The 19308-nt window shown below is 49.1% G+C and carries 15 protein-coding genes and 1 pseudogene (1 of these 16 only partly in view); 5 read left to right on the top strand and 11 right to left on the bottom strand.

The window, feature by feature from the left end; translation table 11 throughout:
- Nucleotides 1-17 precede the first annotated feature (17 nt).
- The 3 genes from QZ327_RS02875 (at nucleotide 18) to QZ327_RS02865 (ending at nucleotide 3328) form a co-directional block, all read left to right on the top strand.
- Nucleotides 18-683, top strand: coding sequence for an ABC transporter ATP-binding protein (locus QZ327_RS02875; RefSeq protein ID WP_294616946.1), 666 nt, complete (start codon nucleotides 18-20; stop codon nucleotides 681-683).
- Nucleotides 684-764: 81 nt separating this feature from the next.
- Nucleotides 765-2057 carry an ABC transporter permease gene (locus tag QZ327_RS02870; RefSeq protein WP_294616945.1) on the top strand — a complete coding sequence of 431 codons (1293 nt, stop codon included), beginning with the start codon at nucleotides 765-767 and terminating at the stop codon, nucleotides 2055-2057.
- 32 nt (nucleotides 2058-2089) lie between these two features.
- Nucleotides 2090-3328, top strand: coding sequence for an ABC transporter permease (locus tag QZ327_RS02865; protein WP_294616944.1), 1239 nt, complete (start codon nucleotides 2090-2092; stop codon nucleotides 3326-3328).
- Nucleotides 3329-3396: 68 nt separating this feature from the next.
- Here the strand turns inward: QZ327_RS02865 and QZ327_RS02860 are convergent, their stop codons facing one another.
- Nucleotides 3397-4632 carry a fucose isomerase gene (locus QZ327_RS02860; protein ID WP_294616942.1) on the bottom strand — a complete coding sequence of 412 codons (1236 nt, stop codon included), beginning with the start codon at nucleotides 4630-4632 and terminating at the stop codon, nucleotides 3397-3399.
- 211 nt (nucleotides 4633-4843) lie between these two features.
- Here QZ327_RS02860 and QZ327_RS02855 point away from each other — a divergent pair, with 211 nt between their 5' ends.
- Together QZ327_RS02855 and QZ327_RS02850 are read left to right on the top strand one after the other, a co-directional pair.
- A complete protein-coding gene (locus tag QZ327_RS02855; protein ID WP_294616940.1) occupies nucleotides 4844-6043 on the top strand; it encodes a pyridoxal phosphate-dependent aminotransferase in 1200 nt (399 codons plus the stop codon).
- A 48-nt stretch (nucleotides 6044-6091) separates the two neighbouring features.
- The gene (locus tag QZ327_RS02850) at nucleotides 6092-7336 is read left to right on the top strand and encodes an ABC transporter permease (RefSeq protein WP_294616938.1); all 1245 of its coding nucleotides are present in this window, start codon (nucleotides 6092-6094) and stop codon (nucleotides 7334-7336) included.
- Nucleotides 7337-7352: 16 nt separating this feature from the next.
- On the opposite strand, the gene QZ327_RS02845 is transcribed toward QZ327_RS02850, so the two are convergent.
- From QZ327_RS02845 to QZ327_RS02800, 10 genes and pseudogenes are all read right to left on the bottom strand, one after another.
- Nucleotides 7353-8525, bottom strand: a complete 1173-nt coding sequence (locus tag QZ327_RS02845) for a glycosyltransferase (protein WP_294616936.1) — start codon at nucleotides 8523-8525, stop codon at nucleotides 7353-7355.
- Nucleotides 8526-8571: 46 nt separating this feature from the next.
- Nucleotides 8572-9243, bottom strand: a complete 672-nt coding sequence (gene bioD, locus QZ327_RS02840; RefSeq protein ID WP_294616935.1) for a dethiobiotin synthase — start codon at nucleotides 9241-9243, stop codon at nucleotides 8572-8574.
- A gap of 12 nt (nucleotides 9244-9255) precedes the next feature.
- Nucleotides 9256-10068 (bottom strand): malonyl-ACP O-methyltransferase BioC, encoded by an 813-nt coding sequence (gene bioC / locus QZ327_RS02835; RefSeq protein ID WP_294616933.1) that lies wholly within the window; start codon nucleotides 10066-10068, stop codon nucleotides 9256-9258.
- Nucleotides 10068-10838, bottom strand: a complete 771-nt coding sequence (locus QZ327_RS02830) for a pimeloyl-ACP methyl esterase BioG family protein (RefSeq protein WP_294616931.1) — start codon at nucleotides 10836-10838, stop codon at nucleotides 10068-10070. Before QZ327_RS02830 ends, bioC begins: the two co-directional genes overlap by 1 nt.
- Nucleotides 10839-10892: 54 nt before the next feature.
- Nucleotides 10893-12056, bottom strand: coding sequence for an 8-amino-7-oxononanoate synthase (locus tag QZ327_RS02825; protein WP_294617013.1), 1164 nt, complete (start codon nucleotides 12054-12056; stop codon nucleotides 10893-10895).
- Between the two features lie 20 nt (nucleotides 12057-12076).
- A complete protein-coding gene (gene bioA, locus QZ327_RS02820) occupies nucleotides 12077-14341 on the bottom strand; it encodes an adenosylmethionine--8-amino-7-oxononanoate transaminase (protein WP_294617011.1) in 2265 nt (754 codons plus the stop codon).
- Nucleotides 14342-14798: 457 nt separating this feature from the next.
- Complete coding sequence (nrdG, locus tag QZ327_RS02815) at nucleotides 14799-15299, bottom strand: anaerobic ribonucleoside-triphosphate reductase activating protein (protein WP_294616929.1); 501 nt, start codon at nucleotides 15297-15299, stop codon at nucleotides 14799-14801.
- Between the two features lie 50 nt (nucleotides 15300-15349).
- Nucleotides 15350-17557 carry an anaerobic ribonucleoside triphosphate reductase gene (locus QZ327_RS02810; protein ID WP_294616928.1) on the bottom strand — a complete coding sequence of 736 codons (2208 nt, stop codon included), beginning with the start codon at nucleotides 17555-17557 and terminating at the stop codon, nucleotides 15350-15352.
- 408 nt (nucleotides 17558-17965) lie between these two features.
- Nucleotides 17966-19066 carry a TlpA disulfide reductase family protein gene (locus tag QZ327_RS02805; protein WP_294616926.1) on the bottom strand — a complete coding sequence of 367 codons (1101 nt, stop codon included), beginning with the start codon at nucleotides 19064-19066 and terminating at the stop codon, nucleotides 17966-17968.
- A gap of 124 nt (nucleotides 19067-19190) precedes the next feature.
- A pseudogene (locus QZ327_RS02800) lies at nucleotides 19191-19308 on the bottom strand (30S ribosomal protein S16); it runs 414 nt beyond the window's last position.

The raw sequence follows: 19308 nt of genomic DNA, 5'->3' as shown, positions 1-19308 counted from the left end.
TTTAAATACTAACTATTATGATTAAATTAACAGGTATCAATAAGGTTTATCGTACCAATGAGATTGAAACCGTAGCATTGGAGAATGTAAACCTCGAAGTCAATAAAGGTGAATTTCTAAGCATCATGGGACCTTCCGGCTGCGGTAAGTCTACTCTGCTGAACATTATGGGGCTGTTGGACACGCCTACCGGCGGCACAATCGAGATAGCGGGTACCAGGGTGGATGGCATGAAGGATAAGGAACTGGCGGCTTTTCGCAATCGGAAATTGGGCTTTGTGTTCCAGTCTTTTCATTTGATTAACTCATTGAATGTGCTGGATAATGTGGAATTACCTTTGTTGTATAGAAAAGTATCTGCCAAAGAACGTCATCGCTTGGCAGAGGAGGTCTTGCGAAAAGTAGGTCTGAGCCATCGTATGCGCCACATGCCTACGCAGCTTTCCGGTGGTCAGTGTCAGCGTGTTGCCATTGCGCGTGCCATCATCGGTAATCCTGAGATAATCCTTGCCGATGAGCCTACCGGTAATCTGGACTCAAAAATGGGTGCGGAAGTAATGGAACTGCTGCATCGGTTGAATAAAGAGGACGGACGCACCATTATTATGGTGACTCATAATGAAGAACAGGCCAAACAGACCAGCCGTACGATTCGTTTCTTTGATGGCCGTCAGGTGGAATAATGGAACAAGTAGGAAATATCTCGTAATTTGAAAGTCGGGAAATAGGTTATAATATCGTATCGTTAAATCGTGAATGAACAGATGATAAAACAGTATTTTATACAAGCATGGGCACAGCTTCGCCAGCAACCGTTAATCAGCGGGGTAAGTATAGCCGGAACATCACTTGCCATCTTCCTCATTATGTTGTTGGTGATGATGCAGCAGGTAAAGGTGGCTCCTTTTGCACCCGAAAGTAACCGCAACCGTTTTTTGCATGTCAAGTGGATGGGGATCACTAACTCAAATTGGAAATACGGGATGAGCAATGGTGCGATGAGTGCACGCACTGCCCGTGAATGCTTCCAATCGCTGAGTACGCCGGAAGCTGTCACCATTTACACCTATGCCGTAGTATCAACTCCCGTATCTTTACCGGGAAATCCGTCGGTCAGTGTGGATTTGCGGCAAACGGATGATGCCTTTTGGCGTGTCTTTGATTTTTCATTTATCGGAGGGAAACCTTATGATAAAGCAACATTCGATGCCGGACAACCGATGGCGGTGATTACAGAGAGCGTGGCACGCAGTCTTTTCGGTACGACCGATGCCGTGGGACGTGACTTTCTGCTTAGTCATGCGCCATATCGGGTGGCGGGAGTGGTGAAAGATGTGTCTACACTGGCAGAATGTGCTTACGGGCAGGTGTGGGTACCGTTTACTTCGACCGGTGAGGATAGTAATACTTGGAACTACCAGTTCATGGGTAGGATGAGTTGTACGATTTTGGCGAACAGCCGGGATGATTTCCCTGCCATCCGTCAGGAAGTGGAACGCCGTAAGGCGGAGTACAATACGTCTATCTGCAAAGATGGATGGGAACTGATATATCGTAACCGTCCTTACGACCAAGAAAAACATGCCATAGATTCCTCAGCCAATATTGAGCCGGATGTGAATGCCGCCCGTCGTCAGCGGTTTATTATCTTTGCCATTTTGCTGATAGTGCCTGCCATCAATCTTTCAAGCATGACGCAGAGCCGTTTACGTCAGCGGGTATCGGAGATTGGAGTGCGCCGTGCTTTCGGCAGCACACGCGTAGAGTTGATGGGACAGATTATAGCGGAGAATCTGGTGGTGACTTTATTGGCGGGTGTGGTCGGTTTGTTGTTGAGCATAGGCTTTGCGTATGTAGGTAACACGTTACTCTTTGCGCAGGCGTTTAGTCAGACCTTGAATCCGCCTGCAGTGGATGCTTCCATGCTACTTCACGCTTCTACCTTCGTTTGGGCATTGCTTTTCTGCTTTTTGCTGAATTTACTGAGCAGCGGATTGCCGGCATGGAAGGCGTCTCATATCGGGATAGTGAATGCATTAGGAGGACGGTTGCACTAAATGTTTATCGTTAATTATTAATCACAGAAAAAATGACTAAGAAACTTTTAGCACAGATAAAGAATGAATGGCGCAGCAACCTGTGGTTGGCTTTGGAATTGCTGGTTGTAAGTGTTGTGATGTGGTATGTGGTGGATTATCTTTATACACGTGCGGCAACCTATATGGAACCGCGGGGCTTTGACATCAGCCATTGTTATAACATTGAAATGGGGAAACTTACCGATAAGAGTCCCGATTATATTGCGGACCGGACAACTGAAGAAGAAAAGGCGGATATCCTTGAATTGGTGGAACGTCTGCGTCGCCGTCCAGAGATAGAGGCGGTAAGCCTTTCGGAAAATTCATATCCGTATAACGGCAGTAACTCTTCGCAGCCAATTTTTTGTGATACGTTGGCATCTCCGGAGTGGACCATCCGACGTATGGTGACTCCCGATTTTATGCGGGTATTCCGTTATCAGGGTGCAAATGGCGAAACGCCCGACCACCTTGCCCAGGTATTGGAAAGAGGAGAATTCATTGCTTCCAACCACCTTTTCCAAAAGTACGACCGTCCGTTAGGCGAGTTCATAGGCAAAGGATTCTATCTCTTTAGCGATACAACGCGAACCTATCGGTTGGGAGCAACTGTGAAACCGGTGCGCTATTGTGATTTTATACAAGCTTGTGAATCTTATACTTACCTTTATAAACTCGATTGGTATGGTGTGAGACACGAACTTTGTGTCCGTGTCCGTGAAGGTCAAGACCATGACTTCATACAACGTCTGAAAGCGGACAGCGAGAAGCAGTTCCGTCTTGGTAATATCTTTATCTCCGAGATACGCTCTTTTAAGGATATTCGCCGTAATTTTCAGCAGTCGTGGAGTAATGATGTACGTAATTATGTGATGGGAATGGGATTTCTGTTACTGAATATTTTCTTAGGGCTGCTCGGCACTTTCTGGTTCCGTACGCAGCAACGCCGTTCGGAGATTGCCTTGCATAAGGCACATGGAGCCTCGGACATGGAGATATTCAGTCGTTTGATCAGTGAAGGGTTGCTTTTACTGTTGCTTGTCACGCCGATAGCATTGATTATCGACTATAACCTGGCAAATGTGGAACTGAATTCGTGGCGTAACGGTACCACTCTGGAGTGGGGGCGTTTGCTACTTTGTGCCCTTATTAGCTTTGTCCTTATTGGGTTGATGATTCTAATCGGCATCAGCATTCCGGCGCGTAAAGCAATGAAGATACAACCGGCTGAGGTTTTACGCAGCGAGTAGTATTCCGCATTTTACAAGAACAATACGGACAGAATCCGGTAACGGCTTTGTGTGATGATTAACTGTTATTATTCTGTCCGCTTGCATCCGTTCGCTTGCAGGAATTCGTTGAGCATTTGCTCATGATTACCATGCAACATGATGTGATGGTTCCCCAACGGATTTCTTAGGAAATATTCCGCTGGGGTATTCATCTTTATACGTACCTGCGTGCGGCACATATTGATGTAGTTGGTGTTTTCGATGAGCGTGCCTGTGCCGAGATAATATTCGTCCAGGCACTCTCCACCGCATTTCACGATTGTCACGTCTCCGGCAGGCAGTATACCTTGTATGCCGATGCCGCTTTCCGTCTCAAAGTGATTACGGATGATAATTTGTTCGGTTTGGGCGATGCCGATGGTGCAATGCGCCAGTATGATTTCGTTGGTACGTGCATTAATCATGGAAGGGTTTGCCATGAAAGCTGGTTTTCCGGTAAGCACTTTGGCGGCAAGCATGGTGAATACGGATTGCAGGTCACCTTCGCATCCGGCAATGATGCCTTCATCGTTCAGTAATGACAGTGCCAGGCAACCGGTGGTGCCCGTTTGTTCTATCAGGCGGAAGCAACTCAGGGTGATTGCACTTAAGTGGTCTTCTTCTACTATCCTATGGATGGCACGGTACAGACGCATGGCTTTTATCATGTCTTCGGGAGATGCTTCGCGGCAGGCAAGCGCTTTTCTGGCAAGACGGGCACAGGCTTCACCCACTTCGTCGTCGGTAGTCTGGTGATAGTATTCGTAAATACGTTCCAAAGCGACATTGGTGTATTCCACTCCCCAACGTCGTTTGGCAAGCAGGTAGTCTACATTGCTGGCGATGAGCCAGTTCGATGGGGTACCTATTACCCCTATACGCATGCCGGAGAGGCGGCGTTGTGCCATGAAGTTGCCATTCAACACAAAAATGCGTTTGATGATTTCAGACAGTTCGCCGTGAAGGATTTCGCTTTTCATTCCGCGCGCACGCAACCAGGAAGATATTTCAAGGGCGGCGGCAAGCGAATTCTGCATGCCGTCCGCCAATATGACAGCAGGGCGAGGCAGGGATTCGAAGTGCTGGATGACGAGCCGTTCTACACCGCCGGTGGCGATGAACAAGATACTGAAATCATTGGGGGACAGCTTGTCGATATCTTGATAATTAATGAAGTTGACGGTAAAGTATTTCTCCAGTTCGGTTAATATGATTTCATGTGAACTACGGACAGATGCTTGCTTATGCAGCAGTGAAGCAAAAGTTATGAGGTTGATGGTCATGGTATTACTTACAGTTTTTTTAATTGGTCTATGATACAACAGTTGTAGTTGTCTGTTTGTTTGCTCTTTCAAAGGTACGAGTTTCTTTTTAAAATAGCATAGTGTTTTTAATATAGATAAGGTTTTTAAAGTTTTTATGTCCAGGCTTCCCTTTGGTATCAAATAAATCACTACATTTGCGACTCAAATGATAAAATGATATAAAAAACTCATGCCGACAATTTCTATTCGCGGAATGGAGATGCCCGCATCTCCTATCAGAAAGCTGGCTCCTTTGGCGGATGCCGCCAAGCAAAGAGGAGTTCATGTATTCCATCTCAATATCGGGCAACCTGATTTGCCTACACCGCAAGTGGCAATAGATGCCATTCGAAATATCGACCGTAAAGTGTTGGAATACAGTCCAAGTGCAGGTTATCGCAGCTATCGTGAGAAGTTGGTGGGATATTATGATAAGTATAACATCAAACTTACTGCCGATGATATAATCATTACGTCCGGCGGTTCGGAAGCTGTGTTGTTCTCTTTCATGGCATGTCTCAATCCAGGGGATGAAATTATTGTACCGGAACCGGCGTATGCCAACTACATGGCATTTGCCATTTCTGCCGGTGCTAAAATCCGTACCATTGCCACTACCATCGAAGAGGGGTTCTCACTGCCCAAGGTGGAAAAGTTCGAGGAGTTGATTAACGACCGTACCCGTGCCATTCTGATTTGTAATCCCAACAACCCTACCGGCTATCTGTATACCCGCCGCGAAATGAACCAGATACGCGACCTTGTGAAGAAGTACGATCTTTTCCTCTTCTCCGATGAGGTGTACCGTGAGTTCATCTACACGGGTTCTCCATACATATCTGCCTGCCATCTGGAAGGAATCGAAAACAATGTGGTTCTGATAGACTCCGTCTCCAAGCGCTATTCCGAATGCGGTATCCGCGTCGGTGCACTGATAACGAAGAACAAGGAGATACGTGATGCCGTCATGAAGTTCTGTCAGGCGCGTTTAAGCCCGCCGCTGATAGGACAGATTGCCGCAGAAGCATCATTGGATGCCGGAGAGGATTATCTGCGTGATACTTACGATGAATACGTGGAACGCCGCAAATGCCTGATTGACGGTTTGAACCGCATTCCCGGTGTGTATTCGCCCATTCCTATGGGAGCGTTTTATACCGTGGCGAAGCTGCCGGTAGACGATTCGGACAAGTTCTGTGCATGGTGCCTTTCCGAATTCGAGTATGAAGGGCAGACCGTGTTCATGGCTCCGGCTTCCGGCTTTTATACTACTCCGGGTTCGGGGCGTAACCAAGTCCGCATAGCCTACGTGCTGAAAAAGGAAGATTTGATGCGTGCGCTGGTAGTATTGGCGAAGGCGCTTGAGGCGTATCCGGGACGGACGGAGTGAGGTATACTTGTCTCATGTTTTAACCTATTATTTTATACTTAAAAAAGAATGTCTCTTCCTCTCTTCCTCGCTCGTCGTATTTATAGTGACGGTGATACCGGAAAGCAAGTATCCCGTCCTGCTGTACTGATTGCAACTATCGGTGTGGCTATCGGTCTGGCGGTGATGATAATTGCCGTGTCGGTGATTATCGGTTTTAAGAGTGAGGTTCGCGATAAGATAGTAGGTTTCGGAGCTCATATCCAGATTAGTAATTCGGACGCGGCACGTTCTTTCGAGACCCGTCCTATTGCGGTGACGGACAGTATGATGGTTGCTTTTGCGGGCAATCCCGAAGTGAAGCATGCACAGCGATATTCCACCAAGCCGGGCATGATAAAGACATCTGATGCTTTTCAAGGCATGGTGCTGAAAGGAATCGGTCCTGAATACGACACTTCTTTCTTCCGCTGCCATCTGGTAGAGGGGGAGTTCCCGCAGTTCAGCGACTCAGTTTCCACCAATCAAATTGTCATTTCAAAGGCGATAGCCGACAAGATGGAGTTGAAACTCGGTGACAAGATAGATACTTACTACATACAGGATGACGTGCGTGCCCGCCGTTTGACGGTTGTAGGCATTTACCGGACTAACTTTTCCGAATATGACAACCTGTTCCTGCTTACCGATTTATATTTGGTGAACCGACTGAACAAGTGGCATCCCAACCAAGTGAGCGGAGTGGAGTTGGAACTGCACGATTATGGCAGACTGGAAGAAGCTACCTACCGGATAGCCGATGAAATAAGCAGATATACAGATGCTTATGGGGCAGATTACTGTGTGCGTAATGTGGAGCAACTGAATCCGTCTATTTTTGCATGGCTCGATATATTGGATGTCAATATATGGGTGATTCTTATCTTGATGCTTGGCGTGGCAGGTTTTACGATGGTTTCGGGATTGCTCATTATTATCATTGAACGTACCTCCATGATTGGTGTCCTGAAATCTTTGGGTGCCGATAATCTTACTATCCGCAAACTGTTTCTTTGGTTGGCGGTGTTTCTTATCGGAAAGGGTATGTGGTGGGGAAATGTAATAGGGTTGGCTTTTTATTTTGTCCAAAAACAATTCGGTCTGTTCCAACTCGATCCGGAGACGTACTATATGGACACCGTTCCCGTATCTTTTAATCTTTGGATTTTCTTGTTGCTGAATATCGGTACATTGCTGGCTTCGATCATAATGTTATTGGGACCATCGTATCTCATCACACGGATTCATCCGGCAAACTCCATGCGCTACGAGTAGTCTTCTTTGAGGATTGTCACTTCCTTAAGAATCCGCTTCTCTTCCTAAACAGGCAGTAGAGTTTCCAGCGGAGAGATTGCAGGGGTTGAAGCATGTCGAACGCAGGCAGTGTCCAGTAATACCTGCGTTGTTCGTTCAAGTCTTTTGCAGTACGGTTGATGACGGTTGCCTGCAAGATGAAACGGAGTATCCATAGAAGGAACGCAATGCTTGCCGTCAACCAATGGAAATTCAGCATCCCCGTTACGAATGTTGCTATCCATGCGGCATAGAATGCTATTCGCGTAGTGGTTTCCCCTCCCGACAACCAACGTTGTGCACCGCGATAGAGACGGGCGGTAGATGCGTAACCTATCTTTTCTTCCCGCCAGTCTTTGGAGCGTAATACGGGCTGCATGCGTACGATGGCATTCGTATCGGTCTCCACGCGGGTATTTTCCACCGTTGCCACATGGTTGATGAATAGGTCATCATCTCCCCGTTGCAGATTGAGGTGAGCAGAAAACCCTTTTTCCCTGTAGAACAGTTCCTTGCGGTAGGCAAGGTTGCGCCCGATGCCCATATACGGGCTTCCGGCAAGCGCGAAACCGAGGTAACGCATGGCGGTGAAGAGATTGTCGAATGCCACACGTTTATGCAACCAGCCTTTGCCACGCTCATAACCGCTGTATCCCAGTACGATTTCCGTGCTCGAGGTGAAGTTGCGTGCCAACAGGCGCAACCATTGGTTGCTTTGCGGGCGGCAATCGGTTTCGGTAAATACGAGCCAATCGTATTTGCTCGCTTTCACACCAAGGGTGGCGGCAAGTTTTTTCCGGCTGATGTAGCGTGAAGAGTCGGGTACAAAGCTATGGTAGAGGTGGGGATATTTCTCTTCCAGCAAGGTGAGATAGTCTTCACTTTCATCCGTTTCGCCATCGTTGATAACAATAACCTCGAACTGCGGATAATCCTGCTCCAGTACCGCCGTCAGGTTGCGGCGCAGACTCTCGGACTTCTCGCGGGCGCAGATGATGACCGATATAGGGGGCAACTCTTGCGAGAAAGACACACTATTTCGTTGCACGGCACGATTGTGCGCGTGGATACGGTTGTACAGACAAAAATAGTAAAGGGCTTGAACGAGAAAAAGTACTCCTGTTGTTGCGAGTAATATCTTTTCGGTGGTGTCGAATGTAAATGCCTCCATGTTGTGTCGTATGACGTTTTTAGAATGTGCAAAGTTATGAAATTTGCTATAGAATCGTATGGCTTGGTGCGGATAATTTCATTTCCGGAACCACTTCGAATCTCGTTTCGGGAAAATATACGGACAGGTAATTTCGTATATATCGCATCGTATCATCCTGTATGGTTTTGTCCTCTACTGTAGGATAAAGGTTGTACAATACGGTGTCGAGTATAATTTTCCGGTGCCGGATTGCCTCAAGGCTTAGAAGGGTGTGGTTAATGCTGCCTAACTTGCCGGACGTCACGAAAATAAGGGGGTAGTTCTTTTCGGCAATATAATCAATAGTGAGGTACTCTTCCGTCAGTGGCACCATCAGTCCGCCGGCACCTTCCACAAGTACAATATCATAGCGGCGTGCCAGTTCGTGCGTGGCGCGTTCTATCTTGTCAAAGTCAATAGGGCGGTTGTCAATACGTGCCGCAAGATGGGGAGAGCAGGGGTAAGAAAAAATTTCGGGCATCGTGAGCCTCTCTTCATCCTCGGGCAGATAACCCGTGCCCATGATGCGGCGGTGCAGGTCAATGTCCTCGGAGCGGCCGGTGTTTCCGGTTTGGATAAACTTCTGGGTGATGACGCGCAGTCCGTTTTGGGATAGTTTATTGGCGTACCAGGCGGTACAATAGCTTTTTCCGGCATCCGTGTCAATGCCACTAATGAAATAAATGTTTGGTTTCATGATTTTTTATGTTTAATTCTTTCTTGCAATTACATAAATCGGGTGGTAAGTCAACTGCACGCTGTTATCGGCATTGCCACACATCCGCACATACTCGTTGCAGAAATTTTGCAGGTGTCCGCGGGTCCAAATTCTTTTTTCCGTACCAGTCACTCCGGTCTGCTTCAAGTGATGTAGCACTTCGAGTGGAGTGCTGAAAGGCAGCGATACAATCTCCTCTTCAGCATGAAGCACTTTGAAGTGGGGGGAGAGCAGGGCTGTCAGGCTGTCGAGCGACAGATATTCCAAACCGTGTCCGGTCAGGGTATGTATCTCTCGCATGTTTTGCTTGCCGAAAGTACTGAACGCAAGAATGCCGCCGTCCGTGAGAAAGTGGTGGCAACGGGCAAAGAACCGCTCCGCATCGGTAAACCATTGCAATGTGGAGCAGGAAGTTATTAAGTCTGTGCCCGGCGGGAAGTCAAGTGTCTCCGCATCACACGGCAGAAAACTGATGTGCCCTTGATGGTCCCGATGGCAGATGTCGCTTATACATTCTTCCATTTCGGGGCAGATGTCGTTGAGTAACATCGTCTCCGGTTGCAACGCGTGCAGTAGCAGGCGGGAATAGCAGCCCGTTCCACACCCGAACTCCGCAATATGGTGGAAAGGCGAGGTTGCGGTGGGCGGGCAAGCATGCTCTGTGAGTAGGTGTAACATTTTCTCCGCTACTTGTTGCTGCACACGGGCTTCGCGGCCGTACGTGTTTCGTGCATGGGCAAATCGCCTTGCAACGAGATTTTTATCAATGGATTTTGGGGTAGTCAAAGTCATGTTTTCAGTCATTATGCCAGATACTTATTTTTAAGAAGACATAAGAAGTCGTCGGCAGGCATCTCCCACATTTCTTGCAGTAACAGTCGGAAGATGGTTTCGTCATAGTGTGCACTGTCAGTCAAGATTATAGTGCTGTGATTATGACATCCGTAGTTGCATTTTAGATTCTCGGGCGGAAAGATACGATCGTTATTACCGATAATCACATAGTTGTATTCGTAACGGCATTGAGGGCGGCATTCATCACTTTTTTCATCGGGAGTGGTGTTGCCGTCTTTATTTGTATCTCCGCTCGTTGCGAAATATTGTTCCCGAATGAGTGCCAGTTCCTCTTTTATCTCATCGAAGTTCCGTCGGGGAGTGATTTCCATGAATGCTTTGTAGGCTTGACTGTCTTTACACATGCGGCGCAAGAATTTCTGGAGTGTGACGGGAGTGAGTCCGTCAAGCGTACCCTGATAGATATTCAGCGGAATGCCGTGAACATCGCTGATGGGGTGTGTACTGCCGTTGAAAGCAAAACTAAGCACGTTGTTTTTGGGCATGTTGCTCAGGATGAGGGAAGCCGCCCACACGCCCATAGACCACGCCACTACGTTTACTTGCCGATAGCGGGTGAAGACGGATTTGTCGAAATCGGGCGTACGATAGTCGTAGCAAATCATGTAGTCCATATCTTTGGGACGGTATTGTCTGAAAAGTGTTTCGTCCGTTGCCCAACCGGCAAACAGCAGGAGCAACTTCGGATAGTTCTCGTGTATGATGTAAACTTGTTTCATTCTTCTTTGGTTCTGTCTTTCTTTGGTTATAAGCGGGTGTTTCAGTGGTAAGTTTCAATCATGAACACTGATGTAATCACTCAGTTTCTTTATTTCTTCTTTCTTGATTTCCGCTGTCAGTGAGAAGCGGATGCGCGATGTCCCTTCCGGTACCGTGGGCGGGCGTACGGGTAGGGCGTAGAAACCGTGCCGTTGCAATGCTTCTGCCTGTAGGACAGCATCGGCACTCTGTCCCACTATCATCGGCACGATGTGGCTTACGCTGGGGCACGCATATCCTCGTGCCTGCAAGGTTTCGCGCAGCATCCGGCTAACCTGTGCCAAATGTCTCCGCCGGACTTGCATATCCGCCAACCGGCGCACAATGAACAGTGTCCATGCTATATTTACGGGGGGAAGCCCAGTAGTGAAGATGAGCGTGCGCATACGATTTACGAGATATTCGCGTATCACTTTGTTGCATACAATATAGGCACCTGCGGATGCTGCCGCTTTGCCGAACGTGCCTACCAGGAAGTCGATGTCGCCGATGCACTCCAGTTCCTCGGCACAACCGAGCCCTTGCCTGCCGCGTACGCCGAAAGCGTGGGCTTCGTCTACATAGAGCAGTACATTGCTAAAACGGCGTTTCAGTTCTACCAAAGCCGTTAGATTGGCTTCGTCGCCGTCCATACTGAAGATGCTTTCGGTGACGATGATGATTTGGCGGAAAGCGGCGTGATGCTCCGCCAACAACCGCTCCAGTTGCTTCAGGTCATTGTGACGATAGCGGATACACTTGGCGGCGGAAAGGCGGATGCCGTCAATCAGGCTGGCGTGGACAAGCTTGTCGGCAAGTATCAGTGTGCGCGCATCGCTCACAGCGGGCAGGATGCCTGTGTTGGCGTGGTATCCGCTGTTGAAGATCAGTGCGGCTTCCGTGCCGAAAAGATATGCCAGTTCGGCTTCCAGTTCTTCGCAGACGGTAAAGTTGCCCGTCAGTAGGCGTGAAGAGGAAGCGCTCGGCAAGAATGTGTCCGGGGTGAGCGTGTGCAGAAACTCTTCACGTAGCGTACGGTCGGATGCCAACCCCAGGTAGTCGTTTGACGAGAGATTCAGCATACGCCTACTATCTATGATGACATCCCTTCCGTCGTGTGTCATTGAGGGCAGGTGGCGTAGGTTGCTATGTTCCTCAAGGAATTGCAACTCTTGCTGCATTGGTGAGAATATGGTCATGGTATGAATATTTGTCATGTTTATTCCTCCCGGATTTCTTTTACAATCTTAATCAATCCTTTTGTTAGTTTCTCAAGTTGTTCCGGTTCAATGATAAAAGGCGGCATCAGATACACTAATTTGCCGAACGGACGCACCCAGATACCCTCTTCGACAAAACGGCGTTGCATCCAAGCCATGTCCACAGGCTTACGGGTCTCGATGACACCGATGGCTCCGAGTATGCGCACGTCTGCCACTTGCGGCAAGTGCCGGGCAGGTTCCAACTCTTGTTTCAGTTGCGCCTCGATGCGCGCCACTTTCTCCTGCCAGTTGTATTCGGGTGAGGTGAGTAAGCGTATCGATTCGCACGCCACGGCACATGCCAATGGATTTCCCATGAAAGTGGGTCCGTGCATGAATGCCCCCGGGGCATGGTTGGAGATAGTGTCTGCCACCTCGTTGGTGGCGAGTACAGCCGACAGTGTCATGTATCCGCCGGTCAGTGCCTTGCCAATACACATGATGTCCGGTTCCACTCCGGCGTGTTCCCAAGCAAACAGCTTGCCGGTGCGTCCGAAGCCGGTTGCTATTTCATCGAAGATAAGCAGTAGGCGGTGCTTGCGGCACAACCTTGCCGCTTCGCGCAGGTATTGCGGATGATAGAACCACATCCCGCCTGCACCCTGCACCACAGGTTCCAATATCAGGGCGGCAAGTTCATCGGCATGCTGTTCAATGAGTTCTTCCAGCGGTCGGATGTCTTCGGGGTTCCACTCGCCGTCAAAACGTGAGCGGGGTTGCGGCACGAAATAGCGTACAGGCAGTGCCGAGCCGAACAGTGAGTGCATTCCCGTCACAGGGTCGCAGACTGACATGGCGTTCCACGTATCTCCGTGGTAGCCGTTACGCAGGGTGACGAAGTTCTGCTTCTTGTTTGATGCGTCCGGTTGCGAGCCGTTCTGCCCTTTGGCATACCAGTACTGCACCGCCATCTTCAGTGCCACTTCCACTGCTACCGAACCGGAATCAGCATAGAATATCTTCTGCATGGAAGGGGGCACCAACGGTAACAACAGTTTGCCCAGTTCGATGGCGGGGGCGTGCGTCAGTCCGCCGAACATGACATGTGACATTCTGCCAAGTTGTTCCGTTGCGGCTCGGTTTAGTGCCGGATGGTTATACCCGTGCACGGCACACCACCATGAGGACATCCCCTCTATCAGTGTCTGTCCGTTTTCCAATGTGATTGTTGCTCCGGCGGCTTGCTTCACCTTGTAGACGGGCAGCGGATTGGTGGTCGAAGTATACGGATGCCACAGGTGTTCACGGTCGAACTGCGAGCTGCAGAACTCGTATCCGGCTTCCTCTATCAACTTCTTGTCTTCGGACACTTTGGAACCGAGCGTTGTCAGCAGGTCTCCTACGATGGCGGAGTTGATTCCTATATGCAATGCTTTCCTCACCACATCTTTATCCAGTTGCGAGCGTCCGCCCGCAAAGCGCAGAGAGGCGGTGGGGTTGATGAAGCGGAACAGGGCGATTGTGACCAACACCTCTTCTTCTGTCAGCGGCGGTACGTTCTCTAACGGAGTGCCCGGAATGGGGTTAAGCAAGTTGATGGGAATGGACTGTACGCCCAGTTCCTTCAACGTGAAAGCGAATTCGATGCGCTGTTCCATCGTCTCGCCCATGCCGATGATGCCGCCGCTGCAAATGTCCATGCCTGCGTTGCGGGCGGCTTGCAGGGTACGCAGCTTGTCTTCTTGCGTATGTGTGCTGCACAGGGCGGGAAAGAAAGAGGGAGCGGTTTCGAGATTACAGTGGTAACGTGTGACGCCGGCGTCGTGCAGGCGCCGCAGTTCGTTTTCATCCAGTAGCCCTAAAGAAGCGCATAGCTGTATGGACGAGTGGCGGCGGATGTGCCACACTGTGTCACAAAGTTGTTCCAATTGTCGGGAAGAGGGTTTTCGTCCGCTGGTGACGAGGGAGAAACGATTGATGCCTTGTCGTTCGTTGTATTGCGCTTGCCTGAGACATTCCTTGGCGGGGAGCAGGTCGTAGGTATCGACCGTGGTGTGGTGGTGGGCGGATTGTGCGCACCATTTGCAGTTTTCGGGGCAGTGTCCCGACTTGGCATTGATGATGGAGCACATGTCAAACTCATGCTGTGCACACTGTACGGTAATTTCGTGTGTAGCGGCATATAGCGCTTCACGGTCGGCGGTGTTCGCCAGCCAGGCGGCTTGCTTGGGCGATATGTCTATGCCTGCCAATACCTGGGCTTTCAGTTCATTAATAGTCATGGTGTGAATGAAATAGGGGAGAGTCTGAACCGCGTCTTGCTTCCGTAGCGAGCTGTCTGCCACGTTTTTGCGCAGGCAACCGATGGTGACGCACCTGCCTATGCTGGCAAATGCAGCGTATGCTTTCCGGCTCCAGCGCCGGAAACGTATCGTCTGTCTGTGGTTCGGTTGTTTTCGTTTCACGGTTTCAGCGTCTCGTTGTAGGTTCTTTGTCTTAACGGCTGCAAATGTATGGAAAAACCGTGATATAACCATCGTAAAATGGAAGTGGCATGAAAATATTCCTCGTCCGTAGGGAACTATATTTTTGTTTCCATCAATCTTTTCGTCCGACAGTCGTTTTCTTTTCGTCCGACAACTGTCGAACGATAATTCAACAGCTGTCGAACGAAAGGGAAATATATGTCGGACGATTACTTTTTAGTAAGGAAAAGATAGATTACCGCTTTTTACATTTTTAAATGCCCGGATTGTATTGGTAACTTACGGTCTCATTTGTTTTCAATGACGCCTGTACGTCAATCAGCCGCTGGTTTCGGCTACCGCGAAAGCAGAGATCTTCATCGCGCAGCTCTTTTTTGAACTTGCCGTCTACCAGCACATCGATATACTCTAATAGTTTTGCTTGGCGGGGATTGCGCAACAAGGTTTCGAAAGTATATCCGGTGTAACACCAGATGCTTTTCCGGCTTTGCTGCTTGATGGCTTGCGCCAGTTCGGTGAAACCTTCCGGCTGGAACATCGGGTCGCCTCCGCTGAACGTGACGTCTGCGAAACTGTCGGCAAGTACTTTTTGCAATATTTCATCGGTACTCATCCAACGACCGTGGTTAATGTCCCACGACTCCGGATTGTGGCAGCCCGGACATCCGTTGGGGCATCCGGCTGCGTAGATGGCAGTGCGGAAACCGGGACCGTCTACCGTGGTATCTTCTAATATGTCGAGAATGGAAAGCACTTTTTTTAATTGGGAATTAAGGATTGAGAAATAATACTTCCGTTGTTTTTTTAGTTGTGGATGACGCGGTCGTTGAGTTCGGCAAGCTTGGCCTGATTCCAACGGTCGGTAGTGCCCACTAAGTAGCCGGTGATTCGTTGCAGCTTGTCGATATGGGTGCTGCCGCATTTGGGGCAAACTTCCAGGTTGGCGGTGGAGTTTTCGTATCCGCATGCCAGGCAACGGTTGCGATTGTGATTTACCGAACCATAGCCGATGTTGTAATGGTCCATCATGTCCACTACCCGCATGATGACTTCGGGATTATGGGTGGCATCGCCATCTATCTCCACATAGAAGATGTGTCCGCCACGTGTCAGGTCGTGATAGGGGGCTTCAACTTCCGCTTTGTGACGGGCGCTACATTTGTAGTACACGGGTACATGGTTGGAGTTGGTGTAGTAGTCACGGTCCGTGATGCCCGGCAGGTTGCCGAACTTCTTGCGGTCTACGCGCGTGAACTTGCCCGACAGACCTTCGGCTGGAGTGGCAAGCACACTGTAGTTGTGCTGGTAGTGGTCAGAGAACTGATTGGCGCGGTCACGCATGTACGTTACGATTTTTATTCCCAGTTCCTGTGCCTCTTCCGACTCTCCGTGATGTTTGCCCAATAGAGCCACGAGACACTCTGCCAACCCGATGAACCCGATGCCCAATGTACCTTGGTTGATGACGGACGAGATGTCATCATTCGGTTTGAGCTTGTCGCAGCCTATCCACAGGGAAGACATCAGCAGAGGAAACTGTTTGGCAAATGCCGTCTTCTGAAACTCCATGCGTTCGTGGAGCTGGCGTGCGGTGATATCAAGCATGGCGTCCAGTTTGGCGAAAAAGTGAGCAATGCGCTGCTCCTTGTCCGCCGTACCCATACATTCTATGGCAAGGCGTACGATGTTGATAGTGGAGAAAGAGAGATTGCCACGCCCGATGGATGTCTTGGGTCCAAAACGGTTTTCGAATACGCGCGTACGGCATCCCATCGTTGCTACTTCGTGTTCATAGCGTTTAGGGTCGTCTGCTTTCCAGTCATCGTTACGGTTGAAGGTGGCATCCAGATTCAGGAAGTTCGGAAAGAAACGACGTGCAGTTACTTTGCAGGCAAGCTGGTAGAGGTCGTAGTTGCGGTCCTCAGGCAGATAGCTTACGCCGCGTTTCTTTTTCCATATCTGAATGGGGAAGATAGCGGTTTCGCCGTTGCCTACTCCTTGATATGTGCTTTTAAGTAGTTCGCGGATGATGCAGCGACCTTCTGCGGAAGTGTCCGTGCCATAGTTGATGGAGCTAAACACCACTTGGTTTCCACCGCGCGAATGTATCGTATTCATGTTGTGTATGAAGGCTTCCATAGACTGATGTACACGTGCCACAGTCTTGTTCACGGCATGTTGCACGATGCGGTCGTCGCCCTCCAACCCGTCCAGCGGCTGCTTCAGATAGTCTGCCAGTTTTTTGCAATAGAGGTGTGAGTAGTCCTTTCCGTTGAGTTCTTCGAGGTTCTTTACCTCTTCAATATAACTGTTGCGTACGTAGGGGGCGAGGTAGAAGTCGAAAGCTGGAATAGCCTGTCCTCCGTGCATTTCGTTTTGGGCGGTTTCCAACGAGATGCATCCCAGGATGCTGGCGGTCTCAATGCGTTTGGCAGGGCGCGATTCTCCGTGTCCGGCAGAGAAACCGTAGGTGAGGATATGGTCCAGCGGATGCTGTACGCAGGTCAAACTCTTGGTAGGGTAATAATCTTTGTCGTGGATGTGCAGATAGTTGTTGCCAACGGCATTCAGTACTTCTTCACTCAGCAGGTAATCGTCTACGAAAGGCTTGGTGGTTTCGCTGGAAAACTTCATCATCATGCCTGCCGGTGTGTCGGCGTTCATGTTGGCGTTTTCGCGGGTGATGTCATTGGATTTGATGTTGATAATCTCCAAAAACATATCCCGCGTCTTTGCTTTGCGGGCTATGCTACGCTGATTGCGGTAGGCGATGTATTTTTGTGCGACATCCTTGCGGCTACTCTTCATTAGTTCCATTTCCACGAGGTCTTGGATGGCTTCTACCGTCATTTGGGCATCGCCTTTGAAAGAGATGTGGTCGGTAATCTGGCGTATCAGTTGCATGTCTTCTCCTTTGTCCGTATGAAGCATGGCTTTGCGGATGGCTGTTACTATTTTTTCTTCGTTGAAGCCGACGATGCGTCCGTCACGCTTGAGTACCGTTTGTATCATGTTGATTGTATATTTTTTTGATTTTACAATAGGCTTAATTACGAAACAAAGGTAGGGGAACTTTTCATAAGTTTTCTGTTTTGGAAAACTTTTCTTGGGTTAAAAACGGTTAACGTATTGATAAACAGTGGTTGTTTTATGCGGAATAGAAAACTTTCCGAGTTTTGGCGTTTGCGTAGTTGTACTGTTTCAGTAATTGTATGGGATGGTATTGTGTAGGTTTGGGGTTGTAAAATCACTATCGCATTAGTTTCCCAATCTGCCTGGAAATGGTATGTGTCATAATGTTCAAACACGGATTTCACGGATTTTACGGAACTGCCATCTGGCAAAATCCGTATCGTCCGTGTAATCCGTGTCTGTTCTTTGTTCTTTTTTCTTTTTTCTGTCGGCTTTCCTTTCTTTGCCTTATTTCAGGATTTCCGCCAGCTTATCTTGCAGTTCTTTACCGTGCAGACCGCGTGCGAGAATGGTGCCGTCGCTACTTATCAGTACCACATGCGGGATGCTGCTCACGGCATACAACTTGGCGCCTTCGCAGTTCCAGTATTTCAGGTCGGACATTTGCGGCCAGGTGATGTTCAGCCGTTTGATAGCTTCTTTCCAGGAGTCAGCGCTTTGGTCTAAAGAAACACCTACGATTTCGAAGTTTTTATCTTTGTATTTGGCGTATGCCTCTACTAAGTTCGGCATTTCGCGGCGACAGGGACCGCACCAGCTTGCCCAAAAGTCTACGAGTACAGTCTTGCCTTTACCTGCATAGTCGGACAGTTTCACGGTTTTGCCTTCGGGTGTCTGCATTTCGAAGTCGGTGAACTTCTGTCCCACGGCGGTGGCTTTCATCTTTTCCACATTCTCTTTGATGCGGATGATGGTTTCGTCAACGGCGTATGCTTCGGGGATTTGAGGCATCAATGGATCAAGCTCTTCTACACTCATGTAGTAATGGTTCTTCTTGAGCAGGAATACACCCACCGCATTGTTGATATTCTGTTTGATACCCTCTTTGGCGACAGCGGTGTACTGCTTTTCCAACTCGTTCATTTGTTTGGCTTTGGCTTCGCGTTGTTCGTCTGTCAGGGCTGTGTCGGCTATGGATTGGTAGATGACATTAATCTGTCTGTTCAGTTCATTTTGACGGTCGCGGATACTTTGGTACAAGTCATTGTTGGTTGTACCTGTGGCAGAGTCGTTTTCACCGGAACTGAGTTTGATGTTGACTGTTCCGTTCTCAAGGAAGAAGTCCATTAGCATGCCTTCTTTGCCCGATGGGCGGCAGGTGATGTAACGGTTGACAGCTGAGTCTTGCGTACCTTTGAAGGTAAATGTTCCATTGGTGATGACTGCGGAGTCGAGCTTTACGAGTTGGCGTCCTTCTGCGGTTTGCAGGAAGACAGTGTCTCCATCGGCTGCGCCTTCTACTGTTCCGGTTACGGTATAACCGTTGTTTCCGCTGTTACAAGCTGCGAATACGGCAGCGGCAGCGAACAAGTAAGTAAGTTTTTTCATTGCTTTGTTTTTTAGGTGAATAATTTATGCGGACAAAGATAGCAATAAAAAATCCCCATCGGTATAACCGATGAGGATTTTATGTTTTTTGTCCCTTTTTCATAGGGGTAACCGTGCACTGGTCTTATTCTGCAGCAGCTTCTTCGGCGGGAGCTTCGGTAGCTTCTACTTCGGCAGGTGCTTCAGCGGCAGCTTTAGCAGCTTCTTCAGCGGCTTTCTTTTCTGCCAGCGCTTTGGCTTTC

This window comes from uncultured Bacteroides sp. (assembly GCF_910578895.1).
Classification (GTDB): Bacteria; Bacteroidota; Bacteroidia; order Bacteroidales; family Bacteroidaceae; genus Bacteroides.
This window is presented reverse-complemented; position numbering and strand designations above follow the sequence as displayed.